11 protein-coding genes and 1 pseudogene are annotated in these 16,314 nt (G+C 68.9%); 7 read left to right on the plus strand and 5 right to left on the minus strand.

The window, feature by feature from the left end; all coding sequences use genetic code 11:
* Positions 1-391: pseudogene (locus KDL01_RS03665) on the minus strand (hypothetical protein); the annotation flags it as partial.
* A gap of 476 nt (positions 392-867) precedes the next feature.
* On the opposite strand from KDL01_RS03665, the gene rpsL reads away from it, so the two are divergent.
* From rpsL to tuf, 4 genes are all read left to right on the plus strand, one after another.
* The gene (gene rpsL / locus KDL01_RS03670; RefSeq protein ID WP_034266172.1) at positions 868-1,242 is read left to right on the plus strand and encodes a 30S ribosomal protein S12; all 375 of its coding nucleotides are present in this window, start codon (positions 868-870) and stop codon (positions 1,240-1,242) included.
* Positions 1,242-1,712: a 30S ribosomal protein S7 gene (gene rpsG, locus KDL01_RS03675; RefSeq protein WP_212526875.1), complete on the plus strand. Its 471-nt coding sequence runs from the start codon at positions 1,242-1,244 to the stop codon at positions 1,710-1,712. Before rpsL ends, rpsG begins: the two co-directional genes overlap by 1 nt.
* A gap of 96 nt (positions 1,713-1,808) precedes the next feature.
* Positions 1,809-3,929: an elongation factor G gene (gene fusA, locus KDL01_RS03680; RefSeq protein WP_212526876.1), complete on the plus strand. Its 2,121-nt coding sequence runs from the start codon at positions 1,809-1,811 to the stop codon at positions 3,927-3,929.
* 82 nt (positions 3,930-4,011) lie between these two features.
* Positions 4,012-5,205, plus strand: coding sequence for an elongation factor Tu (gene tuf / locus KDL01_RS03685; protein ID WP_212526877.1), 1,194 nt, complete (start codon positions 4,012-4,014; stop codon positions 5,203-5,205).
* 98 nt (positions 5,206-5,303) lie between these two features.
* On the opposite strand, the gene KDL01_RS03690 is transcribed toward tuf, so the two are convergent.
* The 3 genes from KDL01_RS03690 to KDL01_RS03700 form a co-directional block, all read right to left on the minus strand.
* Entirely contained in the window at positions 5,304-7,253 is a 1,950-nt protein-coding gene (locus tag KDL01_RS03690) for a protein kinase domain-containing protein (RefSeq protein ID WP_212526878.1), read from the minus strand.
* Between the two features lie 58 nt (positions 7,254-7,311).
* Complete coding sequence (locus KDL01_RS03695; protein WP_212526879.1) at positions 7,312-8,724, minus strand: S8 family serine peptidase; 1,413 nt, start codon at positions 8,722-8,724, stop codon at positions 7,312-7,314.
* Positions 8,725-8,795: 71 nt separating this feature from the next.
* The gene (locus KDL01_RS03700; protein WP_212526880.1) at positions 8,796-10,463 is read right to left on the minus strand and encodes a glycosyltransferase family 39 protein; all 1,668 of its coding nucleotides are present in this window, start codon (positions 10,461-10,463) and stop codon (positions 8,796-8,798) included.
* A 185-nt stretch (positions 10,464-10,648) separates the two neighbouring features.
* On the opposite strand from KDL01_RS03700, the gene KDL01_RS03705 reads away from it, so the two are divergent.
* The 3 genes from KDL01_RS03705 (at position 10,649) to KDL01_RS03715 (ending at position 14,361) form a co-directional block, all read left to right on the plus strand.
* A complete protein-coding gene (locus tag KDL01_RS03705) occupies positions 10,649-11,704 on the plus strand; it encodes a glycoside hydrolase family 26 protein (protein WP_212526881.1) in 1,056 nt (351 codons plus the stop codon).
* 178 nt (positions 11,705-11,882) lie between these two features.
* Complete coding sequence (locus tag KDL01_RS03710) at positions 11,883-13,205, plus strand: glycosyltransferase family 2 protein (RefSeq protein WP_212526882.1); 1,323 nt, start codon at positions 11,883-11,885, stop codon at positions 13,203-13,205.
* A complete protein-coding gene (locus tag KDL01_RS03715) occupies positions 13,198-14,361 on the plus strand; it encodes a glycoside hydrolase family 26 protein (RefSeq protein ID WP_212526883.1) in 1,164 nt (387 codons plus the stop codon). The genes KDL01_RS03710 and KDL01_RS03715 overlap by 8 nt, the downstream gene beginning before the upstream one ends.
* Before the next feature lie 122 nt (positions 14,362-14,483).
* On the opposite strand, the gene KDL01_RS03720 is transcribed toward KDL01_RS03715, so the two are convergent.
* The gene (locus tag KDL01_RS03720; RefSeq protein ID WP_212526884.1) at positions 14,484-16,115 is read right to left on the minus strand and encodes an ArnT family glycosyltransferase; all 1,632 of its coding nucleotides are present in this window, start codon (positions 16,113-16,115) and stop codon (positions 14,484-14,486) included.
* Between the last annotated feature and the right edge of the window lie 199 nt (positions 16,116-16,314).

Below are 16,314 nucleotides of genomic sequence, written 5' to 3' on the forward strand. Positions count from 1 at the left end.
GGCGGGCCTGGGCCATCGCGATCGGCCTCGTGCTGCTGCTCGCCGCGGCCGCGGCGGCCCTCGCGCTCTGGCTCAACCACAACCGCGCCAACCCGGCTCCGGTGGTACCGCCGGTCACCGGCGTGAGCACGAGCGGGGCGGACACGGTGAGCATCTCGCCGGCGCCCACCACCAGCAGTGCCGCGCCGTCCACCAGCGCTCCGTCCTCGCCGAGCCCGTCGCCCAGCCCGACCCCGTCGGCCACCAGCGCCTCGCCGAGCGCCTCGCCCTCGCCGAGCCCGTCCGCGAGTTCGCCCCCGGCGAGCCCGTCGGCCGTGACCCCGTCGTCCACGGGAAGCGGCAACGCGGGCGGGAGCGCCGCGCCGGTGGTCTCGCCCAGTGCGACGGGCACGACGTGAGCCTGAGCGGGCGTCACGGCCTCGGATAACCCTGTGCGGCCGGGTCTCGACGCATGAGACAATGGTCGCGGCGGAGCACGCCGAGGCGCCGAACCCCGGAAACCGGTCGTTTTGACCGGAAGGCGGGTGCGTCGGTAGGCTCTCGCCTGATGCTGGGGTTCCCCCGGCTTTGCCCGTGTGCGCGCGTACCCCCGGGGGCTGCCCCAGGACACTGCGATGGCCGTCCGGTAATGGACCGCACGGGGCTTGGTTGACTCCTTACGTCGCGCCACGGCGCAGCGTGAGTGGGGCGACACACCCGACCTCGTGGGCGGGAGCAAGCACTGCGAAGCCGGACAAACCCCCAGCATGACCCAAGCATCCGCGAGGATGCGAATTCGCCAGAGGACGCCTGGCGGCCCGCACCGTGTTCCCCGGAACACCGGGACGGGTCGGCCGAAGGCTTGGCTGAACGGAAGACGGAGACGTAGTGCCTACGATCCAGCAGTTGGTCCGCAAGGGCCGGCAGGACAAGGTCTCAAAGACCAAGACTCCTGCACTCAAGGGCAGCCCGCAGCGGCGCGGAGTGTGCACGCGTGTGTACACCACCACCCCCAAGAAGCCGAACTCCGCCCTGCGCAAGGTCGCCCGCGTGCGCCTTTCCAGCGGCATCGAGGTCACGGCCTACATCCCCGGCGTCGGCCACAACCTGCAGGAGCACTCGATCGTGCTCGTGCGCGGTGGCCGTGTGAAGGACCTCCCCGGCGTGCGGTACAAGATCATCCGCGGCTCGCTCGACACCCAGGGTGTCAAGAACCGCAAGCAGGCCCGCAGCCGCTACGGCGCCAAGAAGGAGAAGAAGTAATGCCTCGTAAGGGTCCTGCCCCGAAGCACCCGGTCGTCATCGACCCGGTTTACACCTCTCCGCTGGTGACCGCGCTGGTCAACAAGGTTCTGCTGGACGGCAAGCGATCGACCGCCGAGCGCATCGTCTACGGCGCCCTCGAGGGCTGCCGCGAGAAGTCCGGTACCGACCCGGTCATCACGCTCAAGCGGGCCTTGGAGAACGTCAAGCCGTCCATCGAGGTCAAGTCCCGCCGCGTCGGCGGCGCGACCTACCAGGTGCCGGTCGACGTCAAGCCCGGCCGCTCGAACACGCTGGCCCTGCGCTGGCTGGTCAGCTACTCCCGCGCCCGTCGCGAGAAGACGATGACCGAGCGGCTGATGAACGAGCTTCTGGACGCTTCCAACGGTCTGGGCGCCTCCGTCAAGCGACGCGAGGACACCCACAAGATGGCGGACGCCAACCGCGCGTTCGCTCACTACCGCTGGTAGTAAGGGGTATCGGGCCGCTGACGGCTGTCACGCGGCGGCGGCCCCCCGCCCCCTTGAGCATCAACCCTCTCGACTCGCGAAAGTAGACGAGCCACCATGGCCACGAACGCCGCCGTAGACCTCTCGAAGGTCCGCAACATCGGCATCATGGCGCACATCGACGCCGGTAAGACCACCACGACTGAGCGCATCCTGTACTACACGGGCATGAGCTACAAGATCGGTGAGGTCCACGACGGCGCCGCCACCACCGACTGGATGGAGCAGGAGCAGGAGCGCGGCATCACCATCACCTCCGCCGCGGTGACCTGCCACTGGAAGACGGACGACGTCGACCACACCATCAACATCATCGACACCCCCGGTCACGTGGACTTCACCGTCGAGGTCGAGCGCTCGCTGCGCGTCCTCGACGGCGCGGTCACCGTGTTCGACGGCGTCGCCGGCGTGGAGCCGCAGTCGGAGACCGTGTGGCGGCAGGCTGACCGCTACGGTGTGCCCCGAATCTGTTTCGTCAACAAGCTCGACCGCACCGGCGCCGAGTTCCACCGCTGTGTGGACATGATCGTCAGCCGCCTCAACGCCATCCCCCTGGTGATGCAGCTGCCGATCGGTGCCGAGGGCGACTTCAAGGGCGTCATCGACCTCGTGAAGATGAAGGCCCTGATCTGGAACATCGAGGCCAAGCTGGGCGAGATGTACGACGAGGTCGACATCCCCGCCACGCACGCCGAGATCGCCGACGAGTGGCGCAACAAGCTCGTCGAGACCATCGCCGAGAACGACGACGAGCTGATGGAGCTGTTCCTGGAGGGCACCGAGCCCACCATCGAGCAGCTGTACGCGGGTATCCGCCGCGCCACCCTCGCCTCGAAGCTCACGCCGGTCTTCTGCGGCACCGCGTTCAAGAACAAGGGCGTGCAGCCCCTGCTCGACGCGGTCGTGCGCTACCTGCCCTCGCCGCTGGACGTCCCCTCGATCGACGGCCACGCCGTCGGCAACGAGGAGGAGATCCTGCACCGCAAGCCCTCCGACGACGAGCCGCTCGCGGCGCTGGCGTTCAAGATCATGAGCGACCCGCACCTGGGCAAGCTGACCTTCGTCCGGGTGTACTCGGGCCGCCTCGAGGCGGGCTCGCAGGTGCTCAACTCGGTCAAGGGCCGCAAGGAGCGCATCGGCAAGATCTACCGCATGCACGCGAACAAGCGTGAGGAGATCCCGTTCGTGGGCGCGGGCGACATCGTCGCCGTCATGGGCCTGAAGGACACCACGACCGGCGAGACGCTGTGCGACTCGTCGAGCCCGGTGGTCCTGGAGTCGATGACGTTCCCGGCGCCGGTCATCCACGTCGCGATCGAGCCGAAGACCAAGAGCGACCAGGAGAAGCTGGGCACCGCGATCCAGCGGCTCGCCGAGGAGGACCCGTCCTTCTCCGTGCGGACCGACGAGGAGACCGGCCAGACGATCATCGGCGGCATGGGCGAGCTCCACCTGGAGATCCTGGTGGACCGCATGCGCCGCGAGTTCAAGGTCGAGGCCAACGTCGGTAAGCCGCAGGTGGCCTACCGCGAGACGATCCGCCGCGTGGTCGAGAAGACCGAGTACACGCACAAGAAGCAGACCGGTGGTTCCGGTCAGTACGCGCGTGTGATCATCAAGCTCGAGCCCCTCGAGGGCGGCGCCGACGGCGACAGCGGCTACGAGTTCGTCAACGCGGTCACCGGTGGCCGTATCCCGCGGGAGTACATTCCCTCGGTGGACGCCGGTGCCCAGGAGGCGATGGAGTTCGGCGTCATGGCCGGATACCCGCTGACCGGTGTGAAGATGACCCTCCTCGACGGTCAGTACCACGAGGTGGACTCGTCCGAGCTCGCGTTCAAGATCGCCGGTTCGATGGCGTTCAAGGAGGCTGCCCGCCAGGCCAGCCCCGCGATCCTCGAGCCGATGATGGCGGTCGAGGTCACGACCCCCGAGGACTACCTCGGTGACGTGATCGGCGACCTCAACTCCCGCCGTGGCCAGATTCAGGCCATGGAGGAGCGGTTCGGCGCCCGGGTCGTCAAGGCCCTGGTTCCGCTGTCCGAGATGTTCGGCTACGTCGGCGACCTGCGGTCGAAGACCTCCGGCCGGGCCTCGTACAGCATGCAGTTCGACTCCTACGCCGAGGTTCCGCGGAACATCGCGGAGGAGATCGTCAAGAAGGCGCGCGGCGAGTAGCCCAAGCCGACCCACCTGATCAATCCAATGCCGCCGGGGCAATCCAGCCGTCCGGCACCGCACCAGTCCACAGGAGGACAAAGTGGCGAAGGCGAAGTTCGAGCGGACTAAGCCGCACGTCAACATCGGCACCATCGGTCACATCGACCACGGTAAGACCACTCTTACCGCGGCGATCACCAAGGTGCTGCACGACAAGTACCCGACGCTGAACCAGGCGTCGGCGTTCGACCAGATCGACAAGGCTCCCGAAGAGCGTCAGCGCGGCATCACCATCTCGATCGCGCACGTCGAGTACCAGACCGAGAAGCGTCACTACGCTCACGTGGACTGCCCGGGTCACGCGGACTACATCAAGAACATGATCACCGGTGCCGCCCAGATGGACGGCGCGATCCTGGTCGTGGCCGCCACCGACGGCCCGATGCCGCAGACCAAGGAGCACGTGCTGCTCGCCCGCCAGGTCGGCGTCCCCTACATCGTCGTGGCTCTGAACAAGTCCGACATGGTGGACGACGAGGAGATCCTGGAGCTCGTCGAGCTCGAGGTCCGCGAGCTGCTGTCCGAGTACGAGTTCCCGGGCGACGACGTGCCGGTCGTGCGCGTCTCCGCGCTCAAGGCGCTCGAGGGCGACGCCGAGTGGGGCGCGAAGCTGCTCGGCCTGATGGACGCGGTCGACGAGTCGATCCCGCAGCCGGAGCGCGAGACCGACAAGCCGTTCCTCATGCCGATCGAGGACGTCTTCACGATCACCGGTCGTGGCACCGTCGTCACCGGTCGTATCGAGCGCGGCATCATCAAGGTGAACGAGACCGTCGACATCGTCGGTATCCGCACCAACAAGCAGTCGACCACCGTCACCGGTGTCGAGATGTTCCGCAAGCTGCTCGACGAGGGCCAGGCCGGCGAGAACGTCGGTCTGCTGCTTCGCGGCATCAAGCGCGAGGACGTCGAGCGCGGCCAGGTCGTCATCAAGCCGGGTTCGGTCACGCCGCACACCGACTTCCTCGGCCAGGCGTACATCCTGTCCAAGGACGAGGGTGGCCGTCACACGCCGTTCTTCAACAACTACCGTCCGCAGTTCTACTTCCGCACCACGGACGTCACCGGCGTCGTCACGCTGCCCGAGGGCACCGAGATGGTCATGCCCGGCGACAACACCGAGATGTCGGTCAAGCTGATCCAGCCGATCGCCATGGAGGAGGGCCTGCGCTTCGCCATCCGCGAGGGCGGCCGTACCGTCGGCGCCGGCCGGGTTGTCAAGATCGTCGCCTAGTCTTCGGACCAGGACGTCGATCGAGGACCGGTAGTCCTCAAACGGCCAAAAGGCCCCCGATTCCCGCGAGGGAGTCGGGGGCCTTCGTCGTTTCCGCACTATCCCAGCGCGTCTACCTGGGTTTGGGAGAAAGCGCCGGTGAAGACCTCGATCGCGCTCAGCTCGCCGTCGAGGTCCTGCGAGGGCTGCCCGGTGGCGTTCAGGCTGGCGCCGAGGGTGATCTTCCCGACGGCCTTGAAGCCGACGACGCCGTTGCGGGAGGCGCCCTTCACGCCGTTGACGTACAGGGTGAGGGTGTGGCCGCTCGCGTCGTAGACACCGACCAGGTGCGTCCAGGAGTGGGTCTTCGCGGCCTTCGGGTCCGTGGCGGCGGCCCAGGCCGCGCCGGCGGTGTCCTTGGCGCTGTAGCCGAAGGCCCAGCCGTGGTCGTAGCGCAGAGCGAAGGCGTCGGTCGCGACGCCCTGGAAGGCCACCACGGTCTTCTGAGCGGTGGGCAGCGAGTCGACGTCGACCCAGATCGAGACGGTGAAGCTGTGCGAGGTGTCCACCAGAGAGCCGAGCGGCATCGTGGCCCGGCCGGCCTGCCCGTTGACCTTGAGCACCTCGCCGCGGGCGGAGTTCTCGAAGCCCGCCCCGCCGAACTGGTGCAGGGCGCCGATGTCCGAGCAGCCCGCGAAGGTGCCGTTGAGCGGCCAGTCGGCGGTCGGGGTGATCGTCTGCGCCGGGCAGCTCGGTGCGACCGTGGGGGAGGCCGACGCACTCGTGGTGGCATGCGCCGAGGTGGAACCCGCGGCGAGCGGGTGGTTTCCGGATGAGCCCCCGCCGGTCAGGGCGATGGCGATGCCGGCGACCGCCGCGACGCCGAGGACCGCTCCGGCGCCGAGGTAGAGCTTCTTGCGTTCGCCCTGCTTCTTCGGTGCGAACATCGCGTCGGTGAACGGCGGCGGGTTCGGCGAGAACACCGCGCCGACCGGGTTCGGGGTCTGCGACAGGTCCGCGGCCGCCTGGTTCGGGTAGAGCATCGCGGTGTTCGGATAGAAGAAGCCGGACGGCGTGGGCTCCGGGACCGGCTGCGGTGTGCCGGGAGGGAACTGCTCCGGCCGTCCGTAGGGCGAGGGAAGCTGAGCGGGGGGATAGGCCGGAGGCTGTGGATAAGGGCTCTGCTGCGGCATGGGCGCCAGGCCCATCGGGCTGCCGACCGGGGTGCCGGGCTGCTGCGGGATCGGCGTGGGGTACGGGCCGCCGGCGACCAGCAGGTCCATCTGCCGGGCGATCTCCGCCGCGTTCGGCCGCACCTGCGGGTTCTTGGCCAGCATCGCCTGCAGCAGCGGCAGGATCGGCGCTGGGATGGAGGCCGGCCACGGCGGCTCCTGGTACATGTGCTGGTTGAGCACCTGCAGCAGCTGCTCGCTGTGGAACGGCGGAGCGCCGGTGAGCAGTTCGTAGAGGGCGATGCCCAGGGCGTAGACGTCGACGGCCGGCCCCGGCTCGGCGCCGCTGATCGCCTCCGGGGACAGGTACTGCGGCGTGCCCACCACGGAGGAGCGGGCGGTGAGCCGACTGCTGCTGAGCATGCGGGCGATGCCGAAGTCCACCAGCTTCGGCTCGGGGTGCGGACCGCTGAGGTCCAGCAGGATGTTGGCCGGCTTCAGGTCCCGGTGGATGATGCCCGCGCTGTGGATCGCGGCGAGTGCGGCCGCCACGCCGCGGCCGATGAACGCGGTCTCGCCGAGCCCGAGCACGCCGCGCTCGAGGAGGTGCCGGTGCAGGTCCGGCCCGGCTATCAGGTCCATGATGATGGCGAGCCGGCCGTCCTCGACCACCAGATCGTGGATGCGCACCAGGTTCGGATGGTGCACCGCGACCAGCGCGTTGCGCTCCTGGATGAAGCGGGTGACCATCTCTGGCTCCCCGCTCAGTTCTTCACTCAGTACCTTCACCGCGACATCGGTGTGGGTGTCGGTGTTGATCGCCCGCCACACCGTGCCCATCGCGCCCCGGCCGAGGCGCTCCTTGAGCACGTACCGGCTGCCGAGACGGCGGTCCATCTCACTCATCGGATCTTCACGCCCTTCGCGATCTCAGGTCCATCAAGGTGCGCATCTGTCAGCTTTGTTGCGGCGGCCACGGCGGGGGAGACTGCGGGGACGCCGGCGTGGGCGGCTGCGCGCCCGGCGGTTCTACGCCGTACTGGATGCCGTACGGCTGCTGTGGGGCCGCGTGCGGAGCCTGCCCCGGTGGTGCGAAGCCCGGGCTCTGCGGCCTCGGGTTCGGCACCTCGACCTGGTGCGTGGGCGGCATGAACGAGGGATCGAACGCGTAGTAGTTGCGCTTGCCCGGCCGCCTGCGCCGGAGGAACACCACACCCGCGCCGACCACCACGAGCGCGGCGAAGCCGAGGCCCAGCCCGAGCCAGGGGCCGGAGGACGAGGAGCCCGCGGCCGCCGTCGAGTGCGAGGCCGCGCTCCGGCTCGGGTTCGCACCCGCCGTGCTCGGGCTCGAGGTCGGCACGACCGGCAGCAGCGGGTTGGTCACCTGCGGGGGCGCGCTCGCCGCGACGGCCGCCGCCGGATCGATGATCCCGTAGCCGATGCTGTCGTCGACCCGGGTGTGCTGCGCGTTGCCGTCCTTGGCCGTGTTCAGCATGACCCGCACGACCTGGCCTGCCGTCCAGTCCGGGTGGGCCGCCCATACCAGCGCGGCTTCGCCGGCCGCGAGCGCGGCGGAGTAGTGCGTGCTCGAGCCCGTACTCACCCCGCCCTTCTTGGCCGGCACCGGAATCTGATCGCCGGGCGCGCCGAGGGTGACGTCGGGGCCGACGCTCGAGACCGCGGCGGCCGACTCGGCCGAGGTCGTGGCGCTGATGCACAGGGTGCCCGCCGCCGCGCAGGGGTCGCCGATCACCGCGTCGGAGCCGTTGTTCCCGGCGGCGGCGATGACGATCGCGTTGTTGGTCACCGCGTACTTGACCGCGGCCTCGAAGGACGGCGAAGTGCGCGGCAGCGGCGTCGGGAACAGGATGATCCGGACGTTGTGCGCCACCGCGTAGTGGATCGCCGCCGCGTCGCTGGCCGCGATCCCGTTGGCGCCGGAGTCCTGGATCTGGATCGGCAGCACGGTGGCCTTCGGGGCCAGTCCCTGGAGCTTGGAGCCGCCCGAGCCGTTGCCCGCCACGAGCGTGGCGACCTGGGTGCCGTCATAAGAGGCCGAAGAGTCTCCGGAGGCCTTCTTCAGGGCGCCGCCCTGCAGGCCGATCTCCGCCCACAGCCGGCCGGACAGGTCGTGGTCCCCGGCGTTCACGCCGGTGTCGACCTCGGCCACGACGACCCCGGATCCGGTGCTGGTGCGCCAGACCGCGTTCATGTCGAACTGGTCCAGGTACCACGCGCCGCCGCTCGCGGACGCCGGAACCGCGCAGAGCGCCAGCGCCGCCGCCGTCACCCCGGCGAGCGTGCGTATCCGGGCGCGCGTGCGGCGGCGGGTAGGCGCCGGGCGCTCGCGGCTGTCTTCACTGCTCACTGTGTTGGTCTTCCCTCCCGTACACCGCGATCCGGCCGCGCGCGGCCCTTGAGCCCCCTGCCGGATTCGGCTTACGCGTGTTTGTGCAGTGCCCAGATATAGTAGTAGCTGAACGGTGTGCTGGATCCATTTTCGTAGAGCGGCACTTTCGCCACCAGCACGTAGTCCTTGGTCTTCGACAACTGCGTCGCCATCTGCTTGTCGGCGTCCTCGGTGTTCACCGCCAGCAGTTCGACCACGCTGAAGAACTCGTGCTTGATCGCATCCACGTACGCCGGGGTGCCGCTCAGGTGCGCGCCGGTGTGCGGGTCGCGGAAGCTGAAGGACCAGGTGTTGTACCACTGGCTCTGGTTGGTCTGGTTGCGCAGGTAGTACTGCTCGACCGGGTCGTCTTCGGCCAGGTAGCGGGCGTTGCCCTTGCTGATGTACGGCTTCATCGCCTGTACCGCCTGCTGCGCGTTGCCCCAGGTCTGGAAGAGCATGTGCGCCTGTTGCGTGCCGTAGAGGCCGGAGGCGAGCACGGCCGCGGCGGTGACGAGGTTCGCCGCGGTGCGCGAGCGGTTGTGGGCGAAGAAGGCTGCGATGCCGAAGCCGGCCAGCGCCGCGGTGAACCAGGCGCCGAAACCGAGGTGCTTCGGGAAGGCCACGTTCGTGTCGATGCGCGCCTGGTTGATCGGTGCCAGCAGCCCTGCCACGATCAGGCTCGCGGCCAGCAGCGTTCCGGGTGTGCGGAATCTGCCGCCGGAGACCGGGGAGAGCGCGGCGAAGGCCAGGCCGAGCAGGGCGGCGATGAGCACGATCCCGAGGCGCAGCATCGTGTCGTGATAGATCAGCGAGGCCGGGGTGGTGCCCGCCGCGCGCTGGGTCGTGGTGAACGCGATACCCGCGCGCAGATCCGCTCCGCCGAGGGCGAGGCCCGCGCCGATGAGCGCGCAGAGGCCGGCCAGCGCGGCGAAGGTTCGGATCAGTGCCTTGCGCCAGCCCGTGTACGGCACCGAGGCGAACAGGAGTACCGCGAACACCGGCGCGTTCCACAGCGCCGCGGCGTACTTCGCCGAGTCGGCGAGGAAGCAGCACAGGAACACGCCGAAGATCCAGAGCCAGGCGAACCGGCTCTCGGTCGAGCGCAGGGCGCACAGGGCGGCGAGGGAGAGCAGCGCGAGCGCCATCGCGTCGTACGTGCCGAACGCGCCCATGTACGTCGTGGGCTGCAACAGCGCGAACAGCGCCGCCGCGATCACCGCGGCCCGCGGGCCGTAGAGCCGCCGGGTGAAGCTGTAGAGCGCGGAGGTGGACACCAGCATCATCGCGCAGCTGAAGAGCCGGATCGCGAACAGGCCGCCGAGCTTGTCCAGGCCGGCCGAGATGATCGGGTAGAAGTCCGGGACGCCGGAGAGGATCTTCGAGTAGTTCGACGTGTTGGGCACATGATCGAACCAGGACTGCCACAATTCGTGGCCGTCGTAGGCATAGGTGCCTTCGTCCTCGAACATTCCGTTCGCATGTATGAGCCACAGGCTGATTCCGCACTGCACGGCGAGGATGAGCAGGAGCAGGAGCAGCGGGATGCGGGAGTTGCCGCCCGAGGCGTTCGCGGGCTGCTCGGGTCGCCGCGGCCGCGGCACGTCGGCGGAACGCTCTCGGCCCGACTCCTCGAGCGACTGCTGCGCGTCGCCCTCGGCGGCGTTCGCACGGGATTTCGATATCATCGGCTCGACGTCGTTTCTCTGTGCCGGCATGGCTTCTCCTGTGTCCGACGAGCGGTTCGGGGCAAGCCGCCGCCCCGCCAGTCGGTCGGGTTCCCGTAGAAGCGTCCCATCCCGGCCCTCCTGAGGGGATGGTGCACGCCGGTGCACGGTACCAAAGCAGCGGTGCGCCGCGACAGCCGCTCGAGGTCCGTGCCCGCGACCGTCCCCGAGTCGATATGAAGGCCTCCCTCGTGCGCCCCAAGTACCTCGGCCTCACCGCGTTCCTGGCTGTGATCCTCGCGGCCGCCTGCGTCGCGGTCCTCGTCTCGGCCGCGGGCGGATCCGGGGGCCCGACCCTGGCCACCGCCCCCCTGACCGCTCCGACCGGAGGCTCGACGCTGCCGGAGGGCTCCTCCTCGGCCGGCGGGCAGCCGGCCGTCCCGGCCGCCGGGCATCTCTACATCGGCGCGGACATCGAGCCCGACCGGGTCTCCCAGTTCGACAGCGAGGTCGGGATCGACCAGCCGGCCGTACTCGGCGGCTATACCGCCCTCGACGGCCAGGTCTCCCCGATCCTGGCGCACGCCCAGCCCTACTCCGGCACGGCGCCCATGGTCTCCTGGGAACTCGACTTCACCAAGGACTTCCGCGACGGGAGCATGGACTCCTATCTGCGCCAGCAGGCTGCCGCCGTCATCGCCTACGGCAAGCCGGTATTCCTGCGCCCGGACTGGGAGATGGACGGCAACTGGTACCCGGACTGGTCCCCGTCGGGCGTCTCGGCCGGCCAGTACATCACCGACTGGCGTTACGTGGTGCGGCTGTTCCGTACGCTCGGCGTGACGAACGCGGCCTTCGTCTGGTGTCCGAACGTGGGCGAGCCGCTCGGCAAGCCGGCCTCCGACTGGTATCCCGGCGACGCGTACGTGGACTGGATCGGCTCCGACGCCTACCCCAGGCAGAGCGAGAGCCAGGACGCGTTCACCGAGACCGACGGCCTCGACCAGCTGGCCAGGTTCGCCGGGCAGCACGGCAAGCCGATGATGCTGGCCGAGTGGGGCGTGACCTCGCCCGACCCGGACAACGCCTGGCTGTTCGACGGGGTCTTCCAGTGGGCGGCGCAGTACCCGCAGACGGTCAAGGCGCTCGTCTACTTCGACTATGTCGGCACCAAGGGCGACCACATGCTGGTGGATCACCCGAACGGCGCGGCAGAATTCAAGTACTTGATTCAATCAGATGGCAAAGCACTGACTACGGTGGCGGCAGAACCGCTTGCGCATAGTGATTGAGCGGCGGCGATGGCGTTACGGTGTTCATATCGTCGTACCCGGCCGTAATCTCCCGGCTCGCCGCGGCTGGTAGACTGCCCGCCGATCAAGTGCCTTCGTCGAGACGGTCCGTCGACCCTCGCGAGATCCGACGAAGTAGAGCCCCGTGTCTGACGGGCTCGGACAAATTGGGGCGGACGTGCTGGCATATCTCCTTGAGATGCGCAACTGGTGGATGCGCGGCGATTTCTATTCCTTCGCCGCTTTCATGACGCTGGTCTGGGCACTGTGGGTGGTCAGGCTCTTCTTGGTCGCACGCTACCGGCCGTGGCGCCGCCGCTACGACGGCTCCGTGTCCGTCGTGATCCCCGTGGTGGACGAGCCGGAGGAACTGTTCCGGGACGTGTTGCGGCGGATCAACGAGCAGCAGCCGGACCAGGTGATCGTGGTCATCAACGGGCCGCGCAACGACGTGCTCGAGAAGCTGTGTTCCGAGGCCGGGGTCGACTGGGTCTGGACCGAGATTCCGGGCAAGCGCAACGCGGTGCGCATCGGTGTGGAGAAGTCCGTCGGCGAGATAGTCGTGCTCGTCGACTCGGACACGATCTGGACCGAGCGCACCCTGGTCGAACTGCTCAAGCCGTTCCGCAACCCCCAGGTGGGCGGGGTCACCACGCGCCAGCGCATCCTCGAACCCGAGCGCAACCTGCTGACCCGCTGGGCCGACTGGCTCGAGAGCGTGCGCTGTGAGTACTCCATGCCGGCGATGAGCGTGCTCGGCACGGTCGGCTGTCTGCCCGGCCGCACCATCGCCTTCCGCCGCTCCATCCTCGTGGACTGCATGGAGAAGTTCCTCAGCGAGAAGTTCCTCGGCGTCTACATCGAGGTCAGCGACGACCGGACCTTGACCAACTACACGCTGATGGCCGGGTACAAGACCGTCTACCAGGCCACCTCGCTGGTCTACACCGACGCCCCGCTCAAGCTCAAGAAGCTACTCAAGCAGCAGTACCGCTGGGCGCGCGGCTCCCAGTACAACTCGCTGCGGATGATGGGCTGGATGATCCGGGAGGCGCGCTTCCTCGCCGTCTTCTACGCGATCGACATCCTCGTCCCCTTCGTCCTGCTCGGCACCTTCGCCGGCTGGGCCTACGCGTTCGCGACACACCAGGGCAAGCCGGCCATCTACGGCCAGCTGCCGCTGCCCGGCTCGGGCCTGGCCGAACTCGGGCTGCTTGTGCTCTCCGCCGTCGGGATGTCCGCGGTCTCCGTCGCCGTTCGCTTCGGCCGCCACTTCGCCTTCCGGCCGAAGGACCTGCTCTACCTGCCGATCTTCATGCTCATCAACACCGGGTTGCTCCTGCCGATCAGACTGCTCGGCTTCTTCCGCTGCGGGCACAACGCGAGCTGGGGGACACGCGAGGACAGCTTCGCCGGAGAGAGCAGCCACAGCCCGCTGATCGTCGTCCCCTACATCCTGGGAACCCTCATGCTCGTGGCCTCGGTGATGGTCAATGTCTAGCAGCTCGCGGGCGGTGTCCCGGCGCGGCAAGAAGCGGTCCACGGTGCGGCTGCGCCTCTGGATGACGGTCAACGTGGTCGTGCTGGCGACGTTCGTCAGCTGGGTCTATTGGGCCGCCAACAGCCAGGGCCAGGCCGGGCGGACCGCGGCGGCGGCGCACGCCGTGGGCCCGGGGGCCCCGGTGGTCGGCGCCGTCGGCGCCAGTTCGAGCGCGGCCGCCACGGCGGCCTCCCCCTCGCCCACCCATACCACCCCGACCGTGGCCCAGATCGAGGCCGAGCCCGGCAAATACTTCGGAGTCACCGCCGACGACCTGCCCGGCTCCCCGGCGGCGTTCAGCGCGGTCGCGAAGACCGCGGGCGTCTCGCCCAACATGGTCGAGTACTACGTGAACTGGACCCAGGACTTCAGCACCGAGGACGTCTACGACGCGTACTCCGAGGGCGCGCTCCCGGTGATCACCTGGGAGCCCTTCGCCGGCGGCACCACCGGTCACACGATCCTCGACCAGCCCGACTACGCGCTCTCCACGATCATCGCGGGCAACCACGACGCGTACATCACCCAGTACGCCGAGGCGGTCAAGGCGGCCAAGGTCCCGATCGCGATCCGCTTCATGCACGAGATGAACGGCAACTGGTACCCCTGGTCGCCCGGCGTGAACGGCAACACCGACGCGCAGTACATCGAGGCCTGGAAGCACGTGTGGAACATCTTCCACCAGGTGGGTGCCGACAACGTGATCTGGATCTGGGCTCCCAACGTCCTGCGCGGCGCCCAGAACGACATCCACCTCGCCGACGTCTACCCCGGCGACAAGTACGTCGGCTGGGTCGGCATGACCGCCTACGAGGACTACGAGAGCACCGCGACGGCGCTGTTCGGCCCCACGATCACCGACATCCGGAAGTTCACCCAGAAGGACCTGCTGATCACCGAGACCGGCGGCCAGCCGAACTCCAACAAGGTGGCCTGGATCAACAGCCTCCTGACGTGGCTGCCGCAGCAGTCCAACGTGATCGGCTTCATCTGGAACGAGTACTCCGAACAGGCCGGCGCGCGCATGGAGTGGGGCTACGACGCCGACGCGGACTCCCTGGCCGCCTTCCACGCCGGAATCAAGGCCATCAAGCTCGCCCCGATCCCGACTCCTTAGCGCGGTCCCGACTCCTCAGCGCGGGCAGCCGCCGAAACGCAGGTCGCCGGTACTCGTACGAGTACCGGCGACCTGCGTTTCGGCTGTGCGTTCGGCCTGCGGCGGCCCGCTCGCCGCGCCCGCTATCCGACCAGCGCCCAGACCGAGTAGGTGCGGGTGCCGAGGGAGGTGGGCACGGAGTAGCTGCCCTGAAGGCGGTAGCCGGAGTGGCTGATGGTCGGGAAGATCGCGGCGTCCAGCTTCGGGGTCTCCGCGTAGTCCAGCACGATGATGGAGTAGTAGTTCGCCGAGATGGCCGCGGAGCAGGCGGCCGCACCGGTCAGGAAGGTGGTCCCGTCGCTCCAGGTGCAGCCGGCGGTGTCGTGCCACTGCGTCCACTTGACCGTCTTGCCGCCGAGCGCGTATTCGGCCACTGCCGCGTCCTCGACCAGGTAGTTCTGCTTTCCGCGCGCCACCAGGGGCCGCAGCATGCTGATCATCTGGGTGGAGTTCGGCCAGGCGTTGGCCAGGCTGGTCGCCTGGGACACGCCGGCTATGCCCATGGGGACGGCCACGGCGAGCGAGAAGACCGCGGTCACGGCGGCGGTCAGAGCCTGCGGCTGGCGTGCGGTCTGCGCGATCCTGGCGAGCAGCCAGCCCGCCGGGACGGCCGCGAACACCGCACCGATGTCGGTCTGCTTGTCCAGTGACAGGTTCGAGTTGATCAGCAGCTGGTAGAGCGGTGCGATCAAGCCGCCGCACAGCAGCAGGCCCGCGGCGCCGGCCTTCGGGCCGAAGCCGGCGGGGTCGCGGCGGGCGGCGGGAAGCAGGGTCAGGAAGCCCGCGAGGGCGAGCACGAACAGCACGCCGAACCAGTGGTCCACCTCGCTCAGCACGCTGCCGCGCAGCAGGTTGCTGTCCACCGTCAGCTTCGCGGTCCTGGTCAGGCCGGTGAAGTAGGGCTCGCGTCCGGCCAGCAGGGCCACCCCGAGCACGCTGGCGGCCAGGAGCCCGAAGCGCTGCACGTTCCAGGAGCGGGTGACCTTCCAGGCGTCCATGCCGGGCCCGGCGGCGGCGACCATCGCCACGATCAGCGGGTTCCACAGCAGCACCGCGTACTTCACGCAGTCGGCCAGCACCATGAACCCGATGGCGTAGATCAGGGCATTGCGGCTGTCGCCGTGTGCGAAGGCGACGGTGTAGTAAAGCGACCAGGCGAGCAGGCACAGCGCAGGGGCGTCGAAGGTGGCGTAGGAGCTCAGGTGCAGCGTGGGGCCGAGTACCGAGAACAGGGCCGCGGCGCCGACCGCGGTCGGTACGCCGTAGATGCGCCGGCCGGTCTTGTAGACCGCGGCGGTCGCCAGGAGCATGCAGAGCAGGCTCAGGCAGCGCGCGCCGAACAGTCCGTGCGCCGCGTCCGCGAGGGCCGCGGCGACCGGGTAGAGCGTGGGAGCCCCGGAGAAGAAGGTCGGATAGTTGCTGACCGTGGTGCCGTGCAGCAGGTGGCCGATCTCCATGTGGCCGGCGAACAGGTCCGCCGCCTCCTCCACGGAGGCCGAGCGGCCGCTCATCAGCCGCGTCGCGAGCAGGCTTTGAACTGCGAGGACGGGAAGCAGCGGGAGGTAGGGCAGCAGTCGGCGCAGGCCGCGCGGCCGGGCCGCCCTGGCCTCGTCGCGGGCCCGGCGCTCGATCTCGCGCTCGAGCTCGTTGCGGAACAGCAGCAGCGTCTCGGTGACGTCGTTGTCCCCCGGCAGGGGGGTGGCCGCGGGCTCCACGGCGTGCACCGTGGGCGTCCAAGAGCCGCCATACGAGCGTCCGGAGCCCGCTACCGGCTCTTGCGTACGTTCCCGCATGGTTTCAGTCCCGCCCTCGGTGCCCAGATCGGCAGAGGCCCGTGCTCGCATGTTCCGCGCGCCGCCTTTTCTTCACATCGCATCGCTGCCACAGCGTCGATGCCCCACCCGCCGCGCATAC

Origin of the sequence: Actinospica durhamensis, from assembly GCF_018139695.1 — a bacterium.
Lineage (GTDB): Bacteria > Actinomycetota > Actinomycetes > Streptomycetales > Catenulisporaceae > Actinospica > Actinospica durhamensis.